General features: G+C 65.4%; 20 protein-coding genes. 14 read left to right on the top strand and 6 right to left on the bottom strand.

All coding sequences use genetic code 11. The features are described from left to right. Window positions 1-33: 33 nt before the first annotated feature. Window positions 34-486 (bottom strand): Lrp/AsnC family transcriptional regulator, encoded by a 453-nt coding sequence (locus EAE28_RS22555; protein ID WP_127110563.1) that lies wholly within the window; start codon window positions 484-486, stop codon window positions 34-36. Window positions 487-579: 93 nt separating this feature from the next. On the opposite strand from EAE28_RS22555, the gene EAE28_RS22550 reads away from it, so the two are divergent. Further along, the gene (locus tag EAE28_RS22550; RefSeq protein WP_127110561.1) at window positions 580-1,182 is read left to right on the top strand and encodes a LysE family translocator; all 603 of its coding nucleotides are present in this window, start codon (window positions 580-582) and stop codon (window positions 1,180-1,182) included. A 192-nt stretch (window positions 1,183-1,374) separates the two neighbouring features. Here EAE28_RS22550 and rpoH read toward each other — a convergent pair whose 3' ends face one another. From rpoH to EAE28_RS22535, 3 genes are all read right to left on the bottom strand, one after another. After that, on the bottom strand, window positions 1,375-2,265 hold the full coding sequence (rpoH, locus tag EAE28_RS22545) for an RNA polymerase sigma factor RpoH (protein WP_127110560.1): 891 nt from the start codon (window positions 2,263-2,265) through the stop codon (window positions 1,375-1,377). 156 nt (window positions 2,266-2,421) lie between these two features. Further along, the gene (gene cls, locus EAE28_RS22540; RefSeq protein ID WP_127110558.1) at window positions 2,422-3,846 is read right to left on the bottom strand and encodes a cardiolipin synthase; all 1,425 of its coding nucleotides are present in this window, start codon (window positions 3,844-3,846) and stop codon (window positions 2,422-2,424) included. A 21-nt stretch (window positions 3,847-3,867) separates the two neighbouring features. Next, window positions 3,868-5,067, bottom strand: coding sequence for a cupin domain-containing protein (locus tag EAE28_RS22535; RefSeq protein ID WP_164736754.1), 1,200 nt, complete (start codon window positions 5,065-5,067; stop codon window positions 3,868-3,870). A 139-nt stretch (window positions 5,068-5,206) separates the two neighbouring features. Between EAE28_RS22535 and EAE28_RS22530 the strand changes: the two genes are divergently transcribed. Both EAE28_RS22530 and EAE28_RS24000 read left to right on the top strand, forming a co-directional pair. Beyond that, window positions 5,207-5,509 (top strand): hypothetical protein, encoded by a 303-nt coding sequence (locus EAE28_RS22530; RefSeq protein WP_127110554.1) that lies wholly within the window; start codon window positions 5,207-5,209, stop codon window positions 5,507-5,509. 196 nt (window positions 5,510-5,705) lie between these two features. Then, the gene (locus EAE28_RS24000; RefSeq protein WP_181954514.1) at window positions 5,706-6,044 is read left to right on the top strand and encodes a hypothetical protein; all 339 of its coding nucleotides are present in this window, start codon (window positions 5,706-5,708) and stop codon (window positions 6,042-6,044) included. Window positions 6,045-6,053: 9 nt separating this feature from the next. Here EAE28_RS24000 and EAE28_RS22520 read toward each other — a convergent pair whose 3' ends face one another. Further along, on the bottom strand, window positions 6,054-7,085 hold the full coding sequence (locus tag EAE28_RS22520; protein ID WP_127110552.1) for an RluA family pseudouridine synthase: 1,032 nt from the start codon (window positions 7,083-7,085) through the stop codon (window positions 6,054-6,056). Between EAE28_RS22520 and EAE28_RS22515 the strand changes: the two genes are divergently transcribed. Beyond that, window positions 7,084-7,386: a DUF6476 family protein gene (locus tag EAE28_RS22515; RefSeq protein ID WP_127110550.1), complete on the top strand. Its 303-nt coding sequence runs from the start codon at window positions 7,084-7,086 to the stop codon at window positions 7,384-7,386. The genes EAE28_RS22520 and EAE28_RS22515 overlap by 2 nt on opposite strands. Here EAE28_RS22515 and EAE28_RS22510 read toward each other — a convergent pair whose 3' ends face one another. After that, window positions 7,387-10,986 (bottom strand): hydantoinase B/oxoprolinase family protein, encoded by a 3,600-nt coding sequence (locus tag EAE28_RS22510; protein WP_127110548.1) that lies wholly within the window; start codon window positions 10,984-10,986, stop codon window positions 7,387-7,389. 78 nt (window positions 10,987-11,064) lie between these two features. Between EAE28_RS22510 and EAE28_RS22505 the strand changes: the two genes are divergently transcribed. From EAE28_RS22505 to EAE28_RS22460, 10 genes are all read left to right on the top strand, one after another. Beyond that, window positions 11,065-11,559: a winged helix DNA-binding protein gene (locus tag EAE28_RS22505; protein ID WP_127110546.1), complete on the top strand. Its 495-nt coding sequence runs from the start codon at window positions 11,065-11,067 to the stop codon at window positions 11,557-11,559. A gap of 61 nt (window positions 11,560-11,620) precedes the next feature. Next, window positions 11,621-12,013, top strand: coding sequence for a YbaN family protein (locus EAE28_RS22500; protein WP_342773129.1), 393 nt, complete (start codon window positions 11,621-11,623; stop codon window positions 12,011-12,013). A 66-nt stretch (window positions 12,014-12,079) separates the two neighbouring features. Further along, on the top strand, window positions 12,080-12,571 hold the full coding sequence (locus tag EAE28_RS22495) for a TRAP transporter small permease subunit (protein WP_220443988.1): 492 nt from the start codon (window positions 12,080-12,082) through the stop codon (window positions 12,569-12,571). Continuing rightward, window positions 12,568-14,109 carry a TRAP transporter large permease gene (locus tag EAE28_RS22490; protein ID WP_127110544.1) on the top strand — a complete coding sequence of 514 codons (1,542 nt, stop codon included), beginning with the start codon at window positions 12,568-12,570 and terminating at the stop codon, window positions 14,107-14,109. The genes EAE28_RS22495 and EAE28_RS22490 overlap by 4 nt, the downstream gene beginning before the upstream one ends. Window positions 14,110-14,120: 11 nt before the next feature. After that, entirely contained in the window at window positions 14,121-15,182 is a 1,062-nt protein-coding gene (locus EAE28_RS22485; RefSeq protein ID WP_127110542.1) for a TRAP transporter substrate-binding protein, read from the top strand. Window positions 15,183-15,275: 93 nt separating this feature from the next. Beyond that, window positions 15,276-16,052, top strand: a complete 777-nt coding sequence (gene xth, locus EAE28_RS22480; protein WP_127110540.1) for an exodeoxyribonuclease III — start codon at window positions 15,276-15,278, stop codon at window positions 16,050-16,052. A gap of 370 nt (window positions 16,053-16,422) precedes the next feature. After that, window positions 16,423-17,160 carry a GntR family transcriptional regulator gene (locus EAE28_RS22475; RefSeq protein ID WP_127110538.1) on the top strand — a complete coding sequence of 246 codons (738 nt, stop codon included), beginning with the start codon at window positions 16,423-16,425 and terminating at the stop codon, window positions 17,158-17,160. Then, entirely contained in the window at window positions 17,157-17,576 is a 420-nt protein-coding gene (locus EAE28_RS22470) for a rhodanese-like domain-containing protein (protein WP_220443987.1), read from the top strand. The genes EAE28_RS22475 and EAE28_RS22470 overlap by 4 nt, the downstream gene beginning before the upstream one ends. A 3-nt stretch (window positions 17,577-17,579) precedes the next feature. Further along, window positions 17,580-18,533 carry an ABC transporter permease gene (locus tag EAE28_RS22465; protein ID WP_127110536.1) on the top strand — a complete coding sequence of 318 codons (954 nt, stop codon included), beginning with the start codon at window positions 17,580-17,582 and terminating at the stop codon, window positions 18,531-18,533. After that, window positions 18,530-19,405: an ABC transporter permease gene (locus tag EAE28_RS22460; protein WP_127110534.1), complete on the top strand. Its 876-nt coding sequence runs from the start codon at window positions 18,530-18,532 to the stop codon at window positions 19,403-19,405. Before EAE28_RS22465 ends, EAE28_RS22460 begins: the two co-directional genes overlap by 4 nt. Window positions 19,406-19,434 lie beyond the last annotated feature (29 nt).

Genomic DNA, 19,434 nt, shown 5'->3' with positions numbered 1-19,434 from the left:
ATGCTCAAGGCAGGGAGTGTTTGGCCGTATCCGTCAAGCGCGTTCATCCTTGGGCGACCCCATGACGACAAAACTGGTGATCGACGAGACTTGCGGCAGTGTGCCCAGAATCTCGGTGTGGAAATGCTTGTAGGCGGCCAGATCGGCCACCTCGACCCGCAACAGATACTCGACATTCCCTGTCACATTGTGACACTCGATCACTTGCGGCGCGGCGCTGATCGCGCGCTCGAACCCCTCCTGCGCGGCCTTGGTGTGCAGCCCCAGCCCGACGTTGATATAAGCGACGAAGCCTATGCCGGTCTTGGCCGGATCGAGCACCGCGCGGTAGCCCCTGATCACCCCGCGCCGCTCAAGCTCCTGCACCCGGCGCAGGCAGGCGGACGGCGAAAGCCCCACGCGATCCGCCAGCTCCAGATTCGAGATCCGGCCGTCGCGCGTCAGCTCGCGCAATATCTTGTCGTTGAGGGGATCGTTCTCGGTCATGGATTGCGGAATTATCGCATGGAAAGCCCAATAAGCAATCCCATGCCGTGAAAGACGCGATATCGTTGCGCAAGACTTTCAAGAGCCCGAACCATGCCCCTTCCCGCCCATCTGCTCACCGCCCTCGCCCTTTACGCCTTTGTCGCTTCGATCACGCCGGGACCGAACAACCTGATGCTGCTGGCCTCGGGCGCAAATTTCGGCTTTGCGCGCACGATCCCGCATATGCTGGGCATCGCGCTTGGCTTTACGGCGATGACGGCGATCGTGGGGTTTGGGTTGGCGGGGTTGTTCCTGACCTTTCCGCTCGCACGCGCGGTTTTGACCGTCGCTTCCGTCGCGTATCTGCTTTGGCTTGCGTGGAAAATCGCCAACGCCGCCCCGCCGGATGCCCGCGCCCCGGCGACCGGCAAACCGATGACCGGATTGCAGGCTGCGGCGTTCCAATGGGTCAATCCGAAAGCCTGGAGCATGACGCTTACCGCCAATACCCTCTACGCGCCCAACGCCGACTGGCCGTCGGTCGCGGCGGTGGCGGTGGTGTTTGGACTGGTCAACCTGCCGTGCATTTCCAGCTGGGCACTGATCGGCACCGCCCTGCGCGGCTGGCTGCGCAATCCGCGCACGCTGCGGCTGTTCAATCTTGGCATGGCCGCGCTTTTGGTCGCCACGCTCTATCCGGTGTTGGCCGGGTAGCAAGAAGGGGGGCCTTGCCCCCCTCTGCGCGTGCCGCGCATTCACCCCCCAGGATACTTGGGGACAGATGATAAGGTCTTGTTAACCAAGCCCATTTTCTGTCTGAAAATATCCACGGGGGAAGTCCAGAAGGGGGAGCGTGCTTCCCCTTCTGGCGAGGGGGGTTCGGGGGGGCGCGCAGCCCCCCCGAACTTACGCGGGGATCATGCCCTTTTCGCGGGCGATTTCGGTCATGCGGGCCTGCAGCTTTTCGAAGGCGCGGACTTCGATCTGGCGGATACGTTCGCGCGAGACGCCATATTTGCTGCTCAGGTCTTCCAGCGTCACCGGCGGTTCGGCGAGCCGCCGTTCGGTCAGCACGTCGCGCTCGCGCTCATTGAGCACGTCCATCGCTTCCATCAGCATCGACTGCCGCGCTTCGAATTCGTCACGCTCGGCATAGTCGCCCGCCTGATCGGCGTCGGTATCCTCAAGCCAGTCCTGCCACGAGGCCGCGCCCTCTTCGCCGCCCACCGTCACGTTGAGCGAGGCATCCGAGCCCGCCAGACGGCGGTTCATGTCGACGACTTCTTTTTCGGTGACCGACAGATCTTCGGCCAGTTTCGTCACGTTCTCGGGGCGCAGATCACCCTCTTCGATCGCACCGATCCGGGCCTTGGCCTTGCGCAGGTTGAAGAACAGCTTTTTCTGCGCCGAGGTCGTGCCCAGCTTCACCATCGACCACGAGCGCAGGATGTATTCCTGGATCGAGGCGCGGATCCACCACATCGCATAGGTCGCCAGGCGAAAGCCCTTTTCGGGGTCAAAACGTTTGACCGCCTGCATCAGGCCGACATTGGCCTCAGAGATCACCTCGGCCTGCGGCAGCCCGTAGCCGCGATAACCCATCGCAATCTTCGCCGCCAGACGCAGGTGCGAGGTGACCAGCTTATGCGCCGCCCCGGTGTCCTGATCTTCGACCCAACGCTTGGCGAGCATGTATTCCTCTTCCGGCTCAAGCATGGGGAACCGGCGGATTTCCTGCAGATAGCGGTTCAGACCCTGTTCGGGACTGGGCGCTGGAAGGCTGGCATACTCGCTCATCGGTTCTCCTCAGAAGGCGGTGAGATCAGCACATAGGGTGACCAAAGCCGCGATTCAACACTCTGGCAGGCAAGTGTTAAGCGTTCGTGAACGGCTGAAACACGCTGCCTGCTGTGCCCTGTTCAACGGGCGCGCCCGGTTTTTCCGTCGCTGGTCTTATAAGACCGGACTGATCGTCGCCGCACTGTTGTAGATCAGCCGCCGCCCCAGGGACCAGCGCGCAACCACATCCGCCCGCACGGCCACGCTCTGCGCAAGATAGGCCTGCTGGCGCGCGCGGATCTCGCCGCTCACCCCGGCATCCGCCAGCAGCAGCGAGTTCTCGAAATTCAGCTCGAAACTGCGGCGGTCCAGATTGGCCGAGCCGATCAGGGCCAGCCCGCCATCCACCGTCAGCGTCTTGGCGTGCAACAGCCCCGGCGTGAACTCGTGAATGTCCACGCCCGCGCCGATCAGCGACGCATAGGCCGCGCGGCTCGCCCAGCCCACCATGCGCGAATCGTTGCGCGCCGGCAGGATCAGCACCACCCGCACCCCGCGCAGCGCCGTCGCCCGCAACTGCTCTTGCAACCCTTGGGTCGGCACGAAATAGGGCGTCGAGATCACCACCTCGTCCTGCGCCGCCGCCAGGAGCAGCCCGACCACGTCCGGCACCGCATTGACCGACAGATCCGGCCCCGAGCCGAACACCAGCGCCGGAAATCCGCCAGCGACCGGGCGCGCGGGGGCGGCCAGCATGTCGGCCATGTCATCGCCGCCCTGCCCCATCCAGTCGGCGGCAAACAGCGCCTGTGTCTGCCAGACCACAGGGCCCTCGAACCGCAGCATGATGTCCACCCAAGGCGCAAAGCGCGCCTTGATGGCAAAGGCGGGATCGGCGCAGTTCTGGCTGCCGACATAGGCGATCCGCCCGTCGATGACGAAGAGCTTGCGGTGGTTGCGGATGTCGATCCGGCCCAGCAACAACCGCGCCGCTGCCCAGCGCGTACTGAACGCCACGCCGGTCTTCACACCGGCTGCCTGCATCGCGCGAAACCTCTCGCTGCGCAAAAGGTGGCGCGAGCCCAGACCGTCGACCATGACCCGGCACACCACCCCGCGCTGCGCGGCGCGCACCAGCGCGGCCATCAGCTTGCCGCCATTGGCATCGTCAAGCCAGATGTAGACCAGCACATGCACGCTGGAGCATGCGGCATCGATATCGGCGACCATCGCGTCAATCGCCGCATCGGAATCGCCCATCAGTCGCGCGGTATTCCCCGGCACCGGGGCAAACCCGTTGACCACCGCACCGCGCGCGAAGGCGCCGCGCGCCGCGGCAGGCAGTACCGCTGCCTCGTCAACGCCCGGCACCATAACCGGCAACGCTTTGCGGACCTTCTGCATCAGCGCCGTGCGGCGGCGGCCCGGCGAGACTTCGCCCAGCATCAGATACAGCAGCGCCCCGGCCACCGGGACGCCCAGAATGACCAGCATCCATGCCAGCCGCGACGCAGGCTCGCGGTCTGGCCGGGTCAGCGCGCGCAGCAAGACGCCCAGCTGCAGCGCGTAATGCAGCGTCAGTGTCAGCCAGACACTCATCGGGTCTCCCATCTCCGCGCCTTAACCCGCGATGGCGAAAACACCTTCGCGCACCAGACGGCGCATCATCACCGCCTGCCCCGCCTCGTCCAGATCGGCTTTCAGATCGCCGACGACGAAGTCGGGCAGCAACAAGGCTTCACGCAACGCCCCCTCGACATGGGCGGGGAAGACGATCTCGGCCCCGTAGACCGACAGCGCCACCTCGTCACCGTCAACCTTGATCGCATAGATCAGATCGGGGCGGCGCTGTACGGGGGTGCCGGGTTCGATCGCCTCGGACTCGAACAGCTGGAAAAGCTGGCCGGGCACCACGGGCACGCGCCGACGTCGGTATTCATGGGCGAAACCGTCCAGCGTGCGGTCGGGGTCGATCCCGGCCATGGCGCGGGTCAGCAGGTTCTGAAACACCGTGCGCGCCTCGGCCCGCTCGAACCCTTCATTGGCATAGCCCGGCGGGACCGAGTGGCGGAACGCCGGATCCTCCAGTGCCAGCTCGGACACCGCCTCGACCAGCAGGTCGATCCAGCGCGGGGCCAGCAACCCGGTGGTGATGTGCAGGGAAATCTCATCCGTGGCGCGCGCATCATGCACGACGCCGCGCGGGACATAGGCCATGTCGCCTGCATGCAGCGTAAAGCTGTCGATCAGCGCCCCGGCTTCGAACCCTTCGGGCTTGAACGCCTGACTGCGCAGCGGCAGCTTGAGCGGGCTTTCATAGATGTTCCAGGTCTTGGACCCGTGCACTTGCAGCACGATCACGTCGTGGCTGTCATAATGGGTTTTGAAGCCCTGCGCGTTGTCGGGGGTGAAATAGATATTGGTCTGCAGATCACAGCTGAAAACCGTCTCAAGCGCCCGGCAATAGGCAGCCAGCGCGGGCACGCGCTTTTGCAGCCCCGGCAGCACCATTGTCGAGCCTTCATCGAAATGCCGGACCACGCGCACCGGGTCGATGAACCCCGAGGGCATGACGTAATCATCGGCCTCGAGCGCCTTGCCCAGTTTGACCAGCTGCATCTCGTCACCGCCGACCATCGTCTGGGTCAGCACCCGGTCAATGTCCGCAACCGTAAGCAGATCGGCGTAATAGGCCGGGTCCTGCCGCCGCACGACGAGATGCTTCTTTTCAAAATATTCGGCAAAAAATGTCTCTGGGGTAATCGGTGCGATGGCCCGGACAAAATCCGCCGGACTGGGCGCGGCCGCAGTATCTTTCATCATAAAACTCCCTTTTTCCCCGCCGTCTGCGGACTAGAGCTTGACCGACATTACGCCATGACCATAGCGTGACGCGCATTGATCCGTAAATGGGAGGCAAGCCACGATGACAGACGAAGCTAAAAAATCCCGAAAAACTTTGAGCGAAACCGAAATCACCACACGACGCGGCATTGGTCGCCGCTCGCTGCTGCTGGGCGCCTTCGGCGGGGCCGCTGCCCTGACCGCAGCGACCTCGGCGATGGCAGCGTCCGACAGCGACGGCGGCAGCAGTGCCGATCCGGCAGGCCGGGGCCGTTCGGGCCTGACCGACAACGACGACGGCTCGTACGCCGACGCCGCTGGCCGGGGCCGTGGAGCTGGCGGCAACTATTCGGGGATTACCGACAGCGACAACGGCTCGGTCTATGACCAGCCGAACAATGGTCGCGGCGGCACCTGAACCGGGCTGCGACCGCACCCAATCAACACGGTAAAAGCCCGCGCCCCTGCGCGGGCTTTTGTCCAGCAGGCGGGCCCGTCAAAGACAGCAACGGTCGCCGCCCGATGCTGCGCAGCAGCAAGTTAAATCCTTGACTGAATGCGTGAACTGAGGCCAAACTTGGCCAGTTGATTCACGTTATTGAAAGACAAGAAACATGTCAGACGAAGCCAAGAGCAAGAAAGCCACGCTGACCGACGCCGACATCAAGACCAGCCGCGGCATTGGCCGTCGGGCGTTCTTGCTCGGCACACTCGGCGGAACCACCGCCCTGGCGGGCTGTGTCACCACCGGCATCACCGATTCGGACGTCGGCGCCTATTCCGATCCGGCCGGCGGCGGGCGTGGGACCGGGTATCGCACTTCGGGCATCACCGATTCCGACCGCGGCTATGGTGCCGATCCGGCGGGCAACGGCCGTGGCCGCCGCTCGTGCACCGACAGCGATGTCGGCCCGCGCTTTACCGATCCCGTTGGCCGTGGCCGCCGCTGCTGAGCCTTTGGCTCAGCGCGTCAGCACATCTAGCAACGCTTGAAAATCCTGCGGGAGCGGCGACTGAAAGGTCAGCCGCTCTTTGCTTGCCGGGTGGATGAACCCCAGCGTCGCCGCATGCAGCGCCTGACGCGGGAAAGCCGCCACGGCCTCGGCCCCGCCCGCAGGCAGCGCGTTGGGCGAGACCTTGCGCCGCCCGCCATAGACCGGATCGCCGACCAGCCCGTGCCCGACATGCGCCATATGCACGCGGATCTGGTGCGTGCGCCCTGTCTCCAGCCGGCACTCCATCAGCGATACCTGCACCGGATCGCCGAAGCTTTCGATCACCTTCGCCCGCGTCACCGCATGGCGGCCCCGGTCGAAATACACCGCCTGTTTCTGGCGGTCGTGGCGGTGACGGTCCAGCCGCGTGGTGATTTTCAGCACGCCGCCCGGCTCAAAGTTGATCCCCTTGATGCCCTTCAGACGCGGATCGCCCGCATCCGGCACCCCGTTGACCAGCGCGCGGTAGAGCCGGTCGACCGTATGCGCCTCGAATTGCGCGGCCAGCCCGTGATGCGCCCGGTCGGTCTTGGCGACGACCAACAGCCCCGAGGTCTCCTTGTCGATCCGGTGAACGATACCGGGCCGCTTTGCCCCGCCGATCCCCGACAGCGTGTCGCCGCAGTGATACAGCAGCGCGTTCACCAACGTGCCGCGCGGTGTGCCGGGTGCGGGATGCACCACCATACCCGCCGGCTTGTCGATGACGATCAGCTCACCGTCCTCATAGACAACGCTCAGCGGAATATCCTCGGCCAGCGTCTCCAGTTCCTCGGCAGGCTCAACCGCGATGACGATCACATCGCCCTCGGCGACCTTCGCCTTGGTATCCGTCAGCACCACGCCCTCGCGCGACACCGAGCCCTCACCGATCAGCTTGACCAGCCGCGAACGCGACAGCGAGGCCTCCTCTGGCACATCGCGCGCCAAGGCCTTATCAAGTCGGTCGGGCGGGTTCGCGCCGATGATCACTTCGATATCCAGGGAATCCCCGTCCATGTCTTCTGATGACGACATTCCACCGCTCCCCGCAGACCTGCGTTTTCTGAAATTGCTGGTCACCACGCTCGCGGGCGTGATGATCGTCGGGCTTGTAACCATCGTCGGCCTGCTTGTCACGCGGCTGTCCACACCCGCGCCGCTGCCCGTGCTGCCCGATACGATCACGCTGCCCGACGGCGCGACTGCCGCCGCCGTCACCTTCGCCCGCGACTGGCTGGTTGTGGTGACCGAGGGCGGCGAGGTGCTGCTTTACGGCGCGCAAGGGGGCGCGCCGGTCAGCATCACCCCCTTGCCCTGATCAGCTGCCGTAGCCGCCCGAGGTCGGCGTGACCACCGTCACCGCCTCGCCCGCCTCCAGCACCGTCTGCGCGCAGGCGGGCAGGATTTCGCGCGTGCCATCGCCACGCCGCACCACCGTGCGCCCCGGTTGCCCGTCACCGCCCCCCGCCAGCCCCTTGGGCGCGCGCGCCCGGTGCGACGACAGGATCGCGCAATCCATCCGCTCAAGGAACCGAATGGTGCGTGTCGTGCCCTCACCCGCCGACCAGCGCCCGGTGCCGCCCGAGCCATCGCGCAGCCCGAATTCCTCCAGCAGCACCGGAAAGCGCAGTTCCAGCACCTCGGGATCGGTCAGACGCGAGTTGGTCATGTGCACATGCACCCCCGACGTGCCGTCATAGCCGCGCCCGTCGTTCATCACCCCCGCAGGCGAGCCCGAGCAGATCGTCTCGTAATACTGATACGTCTCGTTGCCGAAGGTCAGGTTGTTCATCGTGCCCTGGCTGTTGGCCATCGCCCCTAGCGCGCCGAACAGCGCGTTGGTCACATGCTGCGAGGTCTCCACATTCCCCGCCACCACCGCGCGCGGGTATTTGGGCGCCAGCATGCAGCCCTCAGGGACGATGATGGTGATGGGCCGCAGGCAGCCCGCGTTCATCGGGATCGGCGCTTCGACCATCACCCGGAACACATAGAGCACCGCCGCCCGCGTGACCGGCTCAGGTGCGTTGAAGTTGTTCTCCCAAGCCTCTGACGTGCCCGTGAAATCGACTGTTGCCTGACGTTTCTCGCGGTCCACCGTGATGGCGACCTTGATCACCTGCCCGGTGTCGGTCTGGTATTCATAGCTGCAATCGCTCAACCGGCCCAGCAGGCGGCGCACTTCCTCGGCGGCGTTGTCCTGCACGTGCTGCATATAGGCTTGCACCACATCCAGCCCGAAATCGCTGACCATGCGGCGCAGCTCGGTCGCGCCGCGCTCGTTGGCGGCAACTTGTGCTTTAAGATCAGCGATGTTCTGGCCGACGTTGCGCACCGGATAGGGGTGATCGAGCAGCAGTTCGCGCAGCGCGTCCTCGCGGAAACCGTCCTCATCGACCATCAGGAAGTTGTCGATCAGCACGCCTTCCTCATCCACCGTGGTGGCCAGCGGCGTCATCGACCCCGGCGCGGTGCCGCCGACATCGGCGTGGTGCCCGCGCGAGGCGGACCAGAACAGCACCGTCTCGCCCGCATCGTCAAAGACGGGCGTCACCACCGTAATGTCAGGCAAATGGGTGCCGCCATTATAGGGCGCGTTCAGCGCGAAGACCTGCCCCGGTTTGATCACCGGATTCTGCCGGATGATCGATTCAACCGAGCGATCCATCGACCCCAGATGCACCGGCATATGCGGCGCATTGGCCACCAGCGCGCCGGTCGCATCAAACACCGCGCAGGAAAAATCCAGGCGTTCCTTGATGTTGACCGAATGTGCTGTGTTCTGCAGTGCCAGACCCATCTGTTCGGCGATGTTCATGAACAGGTTGTTGAACACCTCCAGCAAGATCGGATCGGCCTGTTCCGAGCCCGCCACCTGCGCGCGCTCTGCCGCGCGGTAGCGATGCATCTCGATGTGATCACGCGCGGTGATCTGCGCCCGCCAGCCGGGTTCAATCACCACCGTCTGGTTATCCTCGATGATCAGCGCAGGCCCTGTGATCACAGAACCACGGCTCAGATCAGCCCGCCGGAACACCCCCGCCGTATGCGCGGCACCGCCCGAGAAGATCTCGACCGTCGCGCCCGCCTTAGGCTTGCTCTCGACCGCCTCTTGCGCGGCTTCGTCGCCGCCCTGCTCGCGCCCGTCTTCGGCTTGCAGATCAATCGCTTCGACGGTGATCTCGCGCCCGTGCTGGACAAAGCCGAACTGCGCCTTGTGGATCGCCTCGAACTCGGCCTGAGCCGCACCCAGATCGCCGTCGAACACCACCGGCAACGCCGTATCCGTGCCCGCATAGCGCAGCATCAGCACCGGCCGCCACGCAATCGCGTCCTCGGGCACGCCCTGGCCGACCATCTCGGCCCCGACCTGCGCGCGCAGGCTGTCGATCAGCCCCTCGATCGCGCCACGCGACCCCTCGCCCAGCGGCTCCAGCAGCGCCTGCTGACGGCTCACCGCCACCTTGGCCAAGCCGATCCCATACGCCGACAACAGTCCCGACAGCGGGTGGATCAGCACCCGCTCCATGCCCAGCGCATCGGCCACCAGACAGGCATGCTGCCCCCCGGCCCCGCCGAACGAGTTCAGCAGATACCGCGTCACGTCATACCCGCGCTGCACGCTGATCTTCTTGACCGCGTTCGCCATGTTCTCGACGGCGATCTTGAGGAAGCCCTCGGCCACCTCCTCGGCGCTCTTGCCCTCTCGCTCGGCGATCTCGGCGAATTTCTCCACAACGACCGCCCGGTCCAGCGGCTGATCCTGCCCGGGCCCAAAGATCGGCGGGAAGAAATCGGGGTTCAGCTTGCCCAGCATCACATTGGCATCCGTCACCGTCAGCGGCCCGCCGCGCCGGTAGCAGGCTGGCCCCGGATCGGCCCCGGCGCTATCGGGCCCCACGCGGAAGCGCCCCGGCTCGGCATGCAGGATCGAGCCACCGCCCGCCGCCACCGTATGAATGCGCATCATCGGCGCACGGATGCGCACGCCCGCCACCTCGGTGTCGAACGCCCGCTCATAGGCCCCGGCGCAATGGGCGACATCCGTGCTGGTGCCGCCCATATCAAAGCCGATCACCTTGTCATGCCCGGCCAGCCGCGCGGTCTGCACCATGCCGACCACGCCGCCCGCAGGCCCCGACAGGATCGCGTCCTTGCCCTGAAACGCCTCGGCCGCGGTCATCCCGCCCGAAGACATCATGAATTGCAGCACCGGCCCCGGCTCGCCCGCCGGAGTCGCCCCCAGCGCGCCCGCCACCCGCGCCACATAGCGCCGCAGGATCGGGGACAGGTACGCGTCCACCACCGTGGTGTCGCCGCGCCCGACCAGTTTAATCAGCGGGCTGACCTCATGGCTGACCGAGACCTGAGCAAAGCCCATCTCACGCGCCTTGGCGGCAATCGCCGCCTCGTGCTCGGGGGCTTTCCAGCTGTGCAGGGTGACAATCGCCAGCGCCTCGAACCCGTCGGCCTTCAGCTCGCGCAGCGCCGCCTCAACCCCGTCCATATCCAGCGGGATCTCGACCGCGCCATCCGCCCGCAGCCGCTCGTCGACTTCGACGACGCGGGCGTAAAGCTGCTCGGGCAGGATGATTTCCTTGGCGAAAATATCGGGCCGCGCCTGATAGGCGATCTTCAGCGCATCGCGAAAGCCGCGCGTGATCAGCAGCGCCACGCGGTCACCCTTGCGCTCCAACAGCGCATTGGTTGCGACCGTCGTGCCCATCTTCACCGTGCCGATGCGCGCCGGGTCAATCGTACCCCCCAGCAGGCGGCGGATGCCTTCGATCGCGGCATCCTCATAGGCGCCCGGATTTTCCGACAGCAGTTTCAGCGGCTTGAGCACGCCGTCCGGGTCACGCCCGACCACATCGGTGAATGTGCCGCCCCGGTCGATCCAGAAATCCCAAACGCTCATGACTGTCCCTCGCTGTTTACCGACAAATCGTTGACAAATTGTCAGCGTCACGTCAAGGGTTCTGTACAGGAGGCACCCATGACCCAACCCCTCGGCCCCGTCGTCAGTTCGGCCCATCTGGCCGGTGATGCCCCCGCGCTCAGCGAGCTGGAGTTCGCGCTGACCATGGCCAACCACGCCTTTCAACGCTGGATCGTACGCTGCATGGGCGCGGCGGGCGCACAGCTGTCGCCGATGGAGGTGCTGATCCTGCATCAGGTCGCCCACCGCGACCGGGCCAAGACGCTGGCCGATCTGTGCCTTGTGCTCAACATCGAGGACACGCATCTGGCCAATTACGCGATCCGCAAACTGACTGCGCAAAAGCTGGTGACGACCGAGCGCAAGGGCAAGGAAAAGGCGGTCCGCGTCACGCTTGAGGGCGCGGCGCTGTGCCAGCGCTACGCCGAGATCCGCGCCAGCCTGCTCAACCCCGGCACTCTGCAGACCGAGGCGATGAGCGAACTCGCGGCGCTTCTGCGCACCCTCTCGGGCAGCTACGATCAGGCCGCCCGCGCCGCCGCCGCGCTCTGAGCCGACTGGTCAAGCCCCTGTCCGCGCCCTATCTGAGCGGCCAGAACCAAAGGGGGCGGCGATGCTGCGGCTATTCTGGATGATCGCGGGCGGGCTTTCGCTTGCCGTGGGCGTGGCGGGGATCGTGCTGCCGCTGGTGCCCACAACACCCCTGCTCTTGCTGGCCGCCTATTGCTTTGCCCGCTCCAGCCCGCGGCTTGAGGCCTGGCTGCTCGACCACCCCCGCCTTGGCCCCCCGATCCACCACTGGCGGGCCGAGGGCGCGATCTCGTCGCGTGCCAAGACCTTCGCGATGATCGCCATCGGCGCGACCGTCGCGCTCAGCGTGTTCTTGCACCTGCCGGTCAAAGTGTTGGCCATTCAGGGCGTGACGCTGGGCGCGGTGATCGTGTTCATCCTCACCCGCCCGACGCCGCGCCTGTCCACACATCACACCCCCGACGCTAAACCTTGACAGCAGCGTGACATTTGGGTTTCGTGGCCCCCAAGAACCGCCTCGCGCGGCGACGGGGGACAATCTGTGATCAAAGCCTTTCTTGCGCTGGCGCGCCTGCTTGACCGGCTCACGCTATGGTTGTGCATGGCGGCAGGCGGGACGCTGGTCGGCATGGTGCTGATCAACGTCGTGCTGCGCTATGGCTTTGGGTCGGGATCGATCAAGATGCAGGATCTGGCGAGCTACGCCTTCGCCGTCTTCCTGATCCTCGCCGTGCCGCTCTGCCACGCGCGCGGCGGCCATGTCCGGGTCGAGGTGCTGGCCGAACGCATGCCCGCCCGCTACCTGCCGACCGCCGATGCGGTGGCCTGGGCGTTCTTCCTGACGCCGATATTCGGCCTGATCATCTGGGCGGGCTGGGGCGATATCGCCTTTTCGTGGCAGATCGGTGAAGGATCAACCACGCCGGGGGGCCTTGGCGGCATGTATCTGGTGAAAACCGCCCTGCCGCTGGCCGCGGCGCTGATGATCATCCAGGGCCTCGCCAACCTGCTGCGCAAGGAGACACTGGCATGAGCGGTCAGGAATGGATGCTGATCGTTCTGTTTGTCGCGCTGTTTGGTGGCATCCTGTCGGGCATTCCCGCCATGCTGGCCATCGCCGGGGTGCCATTCGTGCTGGCGGTGATCGCGGGGCAGTTCGACCTGTTCAACCTCGCCTTCCTGTCCAATTATCCCTCGCGCGTTCAGGGGGTTATGTCGAACACCCTACTCATGGCCGTGCCGCTTTTCGTGCTGATGGGTGTGTTTCTGGAACGCGCCAATCTGGCCGAGAACATGCTGCGCGTCCTCGCCCGACTGCTGGGCGGCTCGCCACTGGGCATGGCGCTGTCGGTGCTGGCGTTCTCAACCATCATCGCCGCGTCGACCGGGATCATCGGCGCCACCATCGTCATGCTGGTGCTGATCGCGCTGACGCCGATGCTGGAATCGGGTGTGCCCAAACGGCAGGCCGCCGGGCTGATCTGCGCCTCGGGTACCTTGGGGCAGATCATTCCGCCGTCGATCCTGCTGGTCCTCTTGGGCGACCAGATCGGCAACACCTATCTTGAGGCGCAACAGCGCGCCGGAAACTTCGCCCCGCAGCCCGTCTCGGTTGCCGATCTTTTCGCAGGCTCCATGCTTCCGGGCCTGCTGCTCGTCGGTCTCTACGCCCTGTGGCTGCTGATCACCCTGCGGCCCGGCCGCACCAAGCGGGTTGGCGTCAATGAACCCGTCTCGGGCAGCGAGATCCTCTATACCTTCCTGCCCCCCGTCCTGCTGATCCTCGCCGTGCTCGGCTCAATTCTGGGTGGTATCGCCACCGCGACCGAGGCCGCCGGTCTGGGCGCTGTCGGCGCGGGCCTGATGGCCGCCTTCGCGATCAGCAAACACACCTGGGAACGCGCGCTGATTGCCATCGCGGGTCTGTCCGCCTTTGCCCTCGTCGCGCTCAAGGTCGCAGGCTTTGGCCGCGCCGACCTGAACACGCTCGCCGGGATGGCCGGCGTCGCCGCCGCCCTGCTCATTGCGCTGGGTGTCGTCGTCGCGCTCTGGCGGCTGATGGCCGGACGGCTTGTCCACGGCGCGATGGTTGAGACGATCAAGATATCCGGCATGGTCTTCGGCATCGTCATCGCCGCCTCGATGCTGTCGCTGGTGTTTCGCGGCTTCGGCGGCGAACGCGCGGTCGAGCACCTGATGCGCGAATTCCCCGGCGGCGAAATGGGCGCGATGCTGGCGGTGATGGTGATCGTGTTCTTCCTTGGCTTTATCCTTGAGGCCGTGGAAATCATCTACATCGTCGTGCCGCTGCTTGGCCCTGCCGTGCTGGCCGGTGACATCTCGCCGGTCTGGTTCGCGGTGATGATGGCCATGAACCTGCAGACCAGCTTCCTGACCCCGCCCTTCGGCTTTGCGCTGTTCTATTTCCGATCCGTCGCGCCGCCGGGCATCACGACGATAGACATCTATCGCGGCGTGGTGCCATTTGTACTGATCCAGATCCTGGCGCTGGCGCTGGTGTTTTTCTTCCCCCAGATCGCCACCTGGCTGCCCACCCTGATGTTTAACTAGGAGGACCACCCATGAAACGCAGACTTTTCCTGAAAAGCGGCGCGGGCCTTGCCGCTGCCACCACCCTCGCCGCCCCTGCCATCGCGCAAGAGCGTATCGAATGGGACATGCCGTCCAGCTTCCCCAAAGCGGCACCCGGCGTCGGCACCAACTCGACCCGCTTTGCCGAACTGGTCGAGAAACTCTCCTCGGGCCGGATGGTCATCACCGTCTACGGCGCGGGCGAGCTGGTGCCGCCCTTCGCGGTCGAAGATGCCGTGCAGGCGGGCAACGTGCAAATCGGCCACGGCACGCCCTATTACGCCGCGTCGAAAACCGCTGCGGCCCACTGGTTCACAGGCGTGCCCTTCGGCCTTACGGCGAACGAGCATTACGCCTGGCTGAAATGGGGCGGCGGTCAGGAAATCTGGGACAGCATCTATGCCGAGCGGAACCTGAAACCCTTCTACTCGGGCAACTCGGGCACGCAGGCGGGTGGCTGGTTCAAGAACCGCATCGAATCGCTGGCTGACCTGCAAGGGCTGAACATGCGCATCGCCGGTCTGGGCGGCGAGATGATGCGCAAACTGGGCGTTAACGCCATCCTGATGCCGCCGACCGAGATCTTCCAGTCGCTGCAATCGGGCGCCATCGACGCCGCCGAATGGGTCGGCCCGCTGCTCGATCAGGCCTTCGGCCTGCAGCGCATCACCAACCTGTGCTACACCCCCGCCTATGCCGAGCCCTGCGCGGCGCTGCAGGTCGTGGTGAACACCGAAGCCTGGGCCGGTCTGAGCGACGATCTGAAAGCGATCGTGGAAGCGGCGGCGCTGCAATGCTCGATGGAGACGCTGGGTCAGTTCGACTATTACAACGTCGGCGCGATGGCCTCGCTGGAAGAGGCGGGCGTCGAGTTCCTGAACTTCCCCGATGACGTCATCGCCGGGATGAAATCGGCCTGGGGCGAAGTCGTTGAAGAACAGCGCGCTGCCAGCCCCGATGCCGCCCGCGTGCTGGAAAGCTACGAGGCCTATCAGTCCGGTGCCGTCGGCTATGCCAACGCCTTTGTTGGCCGCTACCTCGCCGCGCGCTAAGATATAGGCTATCCACGAGTCGGGGGCGCAGGATCACCCTGCGCCCCCGATGCCATTACCGATGCTATGAAAGCTCTTGAGCAGGACGCGCCGATGAAACTGGTTACTTTCAACATCAACGGCGTCAAGGCCCGCACCCCGGTCATCGAACGCTGGCTGGACGAAGCCAAACCCGATGTCGCGGTGTTTCAGGAAATCAAATCGGTTGACGAGGCCTTCCCCCGCTCGATCATCGAAGATCGCGGTTATCAGCTGGAAACCCACGGCCAGAAGGGCTTCAACGGCGTCGCGATCCTGTCGAAACTGCCGCTGACCAACGTCACGCGCGGGCTGCCGGGTGATGAGAGCGACGAACAGGCCCGCTATATCGAGGCCGATGTGGGCGACACCGGGTTCCGCGTCTGCGGGCTGTATCTGCCCAATGGCAACCCGGCACCGGGGCCGAAATACGACTACAAGCTGGCCTGGATGGAACGGCTGGAAGCACGGGCACGCGACCTGCTGGCACTTGAGACCCCCTTTGCGCTGACCGGCGACTTCAACGTCATCCCGCAACCGGCGGACGCCGCGCGGCCTGATGCGTGGCGCGAGGACGCGCTGTTCCTGCCGCAAACCCGCGCGGCGTTCCGGCGGCTGGAGATGCTGGGGCTGTATGACGCGGTTCGCCTGCGCCATCCGGGACCAGGGATCTATTCGTTCTGGGATTATCAGGCCGGTGCGCGCCAGCGCAACGATGGCATCCGCATCGACCATTGGCTGCTGTCGCCGGGGGCGGCGGACCGGCTGCAGGACGCCTGGGTCGAGGGCGCGCCCCGCGACTGGGAGAAACCGTCGGATCACACGCCGGTCTGGGTGGATCTGGCGCTTTGAACGGGTAGGTGCGGCGCTCGCGGGCATCGAGCCCGCTCGCGCCGCGCGGGTTGCCACCCGCCCCCGCTTCAAGGGGTGCGCGCACCCCTTGAAAATCCCCATTTGCGCCTTGCCCGACGCGGGGTCTGGCTGACCCGGTTCTGTGCGTATTTTTGGCAAGATGAAGCGGCATCGGTTGCCGAGTCGGCCTGTCTGCCGCAGCTAGCACGTCGTGCAGGTGATGAAAATTTCACCAAACCGTCACGTAAGCTCTTCTTATGTTGCCAATTTCCTCCCGCGCCCGGCGCGGGCTTTTTTTTGTTGAAAACTGCGGGGAATCTTGCATTCATATCTTGCATGCAGATCTTGCATACAAGATTGGAGCCCGCCTTTGGCCAATGCCAACACCATCAGTTCGCAGGTGATTGACGCCATCCTGTCACAACGTCTTGCCCCCAACACGCGGCTGGGCGAGCAGGATCTGGCGGCACTGTTCGGCTGCAGCCGCACCATCGTGCGCGAAGCGCTGGTCGATCTGGCGGCGCGCGGGATCGCCACGGTCAGCCCGCGCCGCGGCTGGTATCTGACCGAGGTCGACACCGAAAAGGCCCGCGAGCTTTACGTAGCGCGCGAGATCATCGAGACCGGGCTGCTACGCCACCTCGCCCGCCGCAAGCAGGCGCTGCCGACAGCCGCGCTCGATCAGATCGCCCGCCATCTGGACGCGCAGGCCGAGGCCGTCGCGGGCGACGACATCCCCCGCCGCAGCTATCTGCTGGGTGATTTCCACGTCTGTCTGGCCAACAGTCTGGGCAATTCGGTGCTCGCCGCCAATCTGCGTGACATGACCGTGCTGACCACGCTGTTCACCATGCGCCACCAGACGCCGCATGACGCCCAGCGCTCGTATGAGGAGCATGTCGCGGTCTTCGAGCCGCTGACGCGCGGCGATGCGCTGGCGGCCGAGGAAGCGATGCGCTGCCATCTGAGCACCTGGGAAGAGAAGGTCAACAAGGCGCGCGATTACGCCCCTGTCTCGGCGTTGCACACGGCCTTGACGCCTGCCGCCGACCTGCGCGGCGTCAACGCCTCGCTCACCGACACCGCCAAAAAGGAACCGCTGCTATGACCATCCGCAACACCATGGGCTGGGTCGACAGTCTGCGCGACCGGGTTCCGACGCTGGACGCCGCCGGGCTGCAGGCGCGCCGCGATCAGGGCGAAGCACTGACCGTCATCGACCTGCGCGAGCTGCAGGAGCGGCTGGACAAGGGCGCGATCCCGGACTCGCATCACGTCCCGCGCGGCATGCTGGAATTCTGGGCCGACCCCGCCATGGGCTATCACCGCGAGTTCTTCACCGAGGACGCCGAATACGTCGTCTATTGCGCCGGGGGTGGCCGCTCGGTGCTGGCCGCGCTGGCACTGATGGAAATGGGCTATACCAAGGTCTGGCATCTGGACGAGGGGTTTGCGGGCTGGACCAAAGCCGATCTGCCCGTTGAAGACGCCGCCGCCACCGCGCGCTGGCAGCGGACGCGCTGAGCCATGCTCACCTTCGCCCTTCGCCGCGCGGTTCTTGGCGTCATCGTGCTGATGGCTGTGTCGGTCATGCTCTTCGTTGCCATCCGCTTTGTCCCCGGTGACATCGTCAACCAGCAGCTGTCCGAGGCCGGCGCGGTCACGCCTGAACTGCTGGCGCAGAAACGCGCCGAGATGGGGCTGGATCAGCCGGTGCTCACCCAGTTCGCGCATTGGGCGGCGGGGGTGCTGCACGGCGATCTGGGCAATTCGCTGTGGACCGGGCGGCCGGTGTCCGACCAGATCCGCACCGCCATCGTACCGACGTTGCAACTGTCGATCCTCGCCATCGCCTTTGGCTCGGTGCTGGGCATCGGCGCCGGTGTCGCCGCCTCGCTGTGGATCGGCACGCCGGGCGATGTGGCGCTGCGTATGGCCTCGACGGTGTTTCTGGCCGTGCCGCAGCTGTGGCTGGGGCTGCTCACCCTCTCGGGTCTGGCCGCCATCGGCTATTACATCCCACTGCCCTATCGCCCCTTTACCACCGAACCTTGGGCGAATGTGCAGCAGGTGATCTTCCCCGCACTCGCCCTGTCGCTGGGCGTCGCGGCGGCGCTGTCGCGCCTCACGCGTTCGGCGATGCTTGAGGTGACAGGCGCCGATTTCATCCGCGCCGCCCGCGCGCGCGGCGTGACGCCGGGGGGCATCTATGTGCGCCACGGGCTCAAGAACGCGCTGATCCCGGTGATCACCCTGCTTGGCACGCAATTTGGCAACCTGCTGTCGGGCACCGTGATCATCGAGCGGATCTTCAACATCCCCGGCCTTGGCAACCTGCTGTTCGAGTCCGTCGATAACCGCGATTACCCCACCATCCAGGCCGCTGTGCTGACCTATGGCTTCATCACCATCGTCGTGAACCTGCTGGTCGATCTGTCTTACGGCGCCGTCGATCCCCGCATCCGGGAGGCCCGCTCGTGACCCTCGCCCCCTCGCCCGACGTGGTCGAGCGCCGCCCCAACCGTTTCCTCGGCATCCTGCGCGCGTTGCTGCGCGAGCCGATCGGCTGCACGGCGCTGGTGATCCTTACCACGGTGCTGTTGCTGGCCCTGCTGGCCCCGCTGATCACCCAGTACGACCCGCTGTTTCAGGACCGCCGCGCGGTGCTCAAGGCCCCCTCGCTGGCGCATTGGTTCGGCACCGATGACATCGGGCGCGATGTGTTTTCGCGGGTGCTTTATGGCACGCGCATCTCGCTGCTGGTCGGCCTGCTGGTGGTCACCTTCACCATGATCATCGGCGGCATGATCGGGCTGATCTCAGGTTATTTCGGCGGCTGGACCGACATGATCATCCAGCGGATTGTCGAGGCGCTTGATACCCTGCCCTCGCTGGTGCTGTCGCTGTTCATCGCCGCCATGCTCGGGCCCAGCGTGCGCAACGTGGTTATTGCCGTGACGCTGGCGCAGATCCCGCGCTTTGTGCGGGTGGTGCGCTCGGAGATGATCAAGGTCCGCGCGCAGGATTTCATCGCCGCCTCGCGGGTAATCGGCGCATCAAGCCTGCGCATCATGCTGACCCATGGCGTGCCCAACCTGATCCCGACGATGCTGGTCATGGGCTCGCTGTCCTTCGGCATCGCCATCATGACCGAGGCCGCGCTCAGCTTTCTGGGTGTCGGCACCCCGCCGCCGAACCCGTCGCTGGGCACCATGCTGGCGCAGGGCACGCGGTTCATCGGCATTGCCTCGTGGCTGATCGTGTTTCCCGGCCTGATGCTGACGATCAGCGTGCTGGCGCTGAACCTGATCGGCGACGCGCTGCGCGATGTGCTCGACCCGCGCCGCCGCTAACCCACTACCCATAATCATAATTCCCCCAA

This window comes from Pararhodobacter zhoushanensis (assembly GCF_003990445.1).
GTDB lineage: Bacteria > Pseudomonadota > Alphaproteobacteria > Rhodobacterales > Rhodobacteraceae > Pararhodobacter > Pararhodobacter zhoushanensis.
Note: the sequence above shows the minus strand (reverse complement) of the source record. Positions and strands in the feature narration are given on the sequence as shown.

Bases quoted from the DNA above. Each gene is read 5' to 3' on its own strand.
- EAE28_RS24000 (WP_181954514.1), top strand. From the start codon at position 5,706: ATGTCAGACGAAGCCAAGAGCAAGAAAGCCACGCTGACCGACGCCGAC.
- cls (WP_127110558.1), bottom strand. From the start codon at position 3,846: ATGAGTGTCTGGCTGACACTGACGCTGCATTACGCGCTGCAGCTGGGC.
- EAE28_RS22510 (WP_127110548.1), bottom strand. From the start codon at position 10,986: ATGAGCGTTTGGGATTTCTGGATCGACCGGGGCGGCACATTCACCGAT.
- xth (WP_127110540.1), top strand. From the start codon at position 15,276: ATGAAACTGGTTACTTTCAACATCAACGGCGTCAAGGCCCGCACCCCG.
- EAE28_RS22470 (WP_220443987.1), top strand. From the start codon at position 17,157: ATGACCATCCGCAACACCATGGGCTGGGTCGACAGTCTGCGCGACCGG.
- EAE28_RS22500 (WP_342773129.1), top strand. From the start codon at position 11,621: ATGCTGCGGCTATTCTGGATGATCGCGGGCGGGCTTTCGCTTGCCGTG.
- EAE28_RS22465 (WP_127110536.1), top strand. From the start codon at position 17,580: ATGCTCACCTTCGCCCTTCGCCGCGCGGTTCTTGGCGTCATCGTGCTG.
- EAE28_RS22555 (WP_127110563.1), bottom strand. From the start codon at position 486: ATGACCGAGAACGATCCCCTCAACGACAAGATATTGCGCGAGCTGACG.
- EAE28_RS22520 (WP_127110552.1), bottom strand. From the start codon at position 7,085: ATGGACGGGGATTCCCTGGATATCGAAGTGATCATCGGCGCGAACCCG.
- EAE28_RS22485 (WP_127110542.1), top strand. From the start codon at position 14,121: ATGAAACGCAGACTTTTCCTGAAAAGCGGCGCGGGCCTTGCCGCTGCC.
- rpoH (WP_127110560.1), bottom strand. From the start codon at position 2,265: ATGAGCGAGTATGCCAGCCTTCCAGCGCCCAGTCCCGAACAGGGTCTG.
- EAE28_RS22515 (WP_127110550.1), top strand. From the start codon at position 7,084: ATGTCTTCTGATGACGACATTCCACCGCTCCCCGCAGACCTGCGTTTT.
- EAE28_RS22490 (WP_127110544.1), top strand. From the start codon at position 12,568: ATGAGCGGTCAGGAATGGATGCTGATCGTTCTGTTTGTCGCGCTGTTT.
- EAE28_RS22550 (WP_127110561.1), top strand. From the start codon at position 580: ATGCCCCTTCCCGCCCATCTGCTCACCGCCCTCGCCCTTTACGCCTTT.
- EAE28_RS22505 (WP_127110546.1), top strand. From the start codon at position 11,065: ATGACCCAACCCCTCGGCCCCGTCGTCAGTTCGGCCCATCTGGCCGGT.
- EAE28_RS22535 (WP_164736754.1), bottom strand. From the start codon at position 5,067: ATGAAAGATACTGCGGCCGCGCCCAGTCCGGCGGATTTTGTCCGGGCC.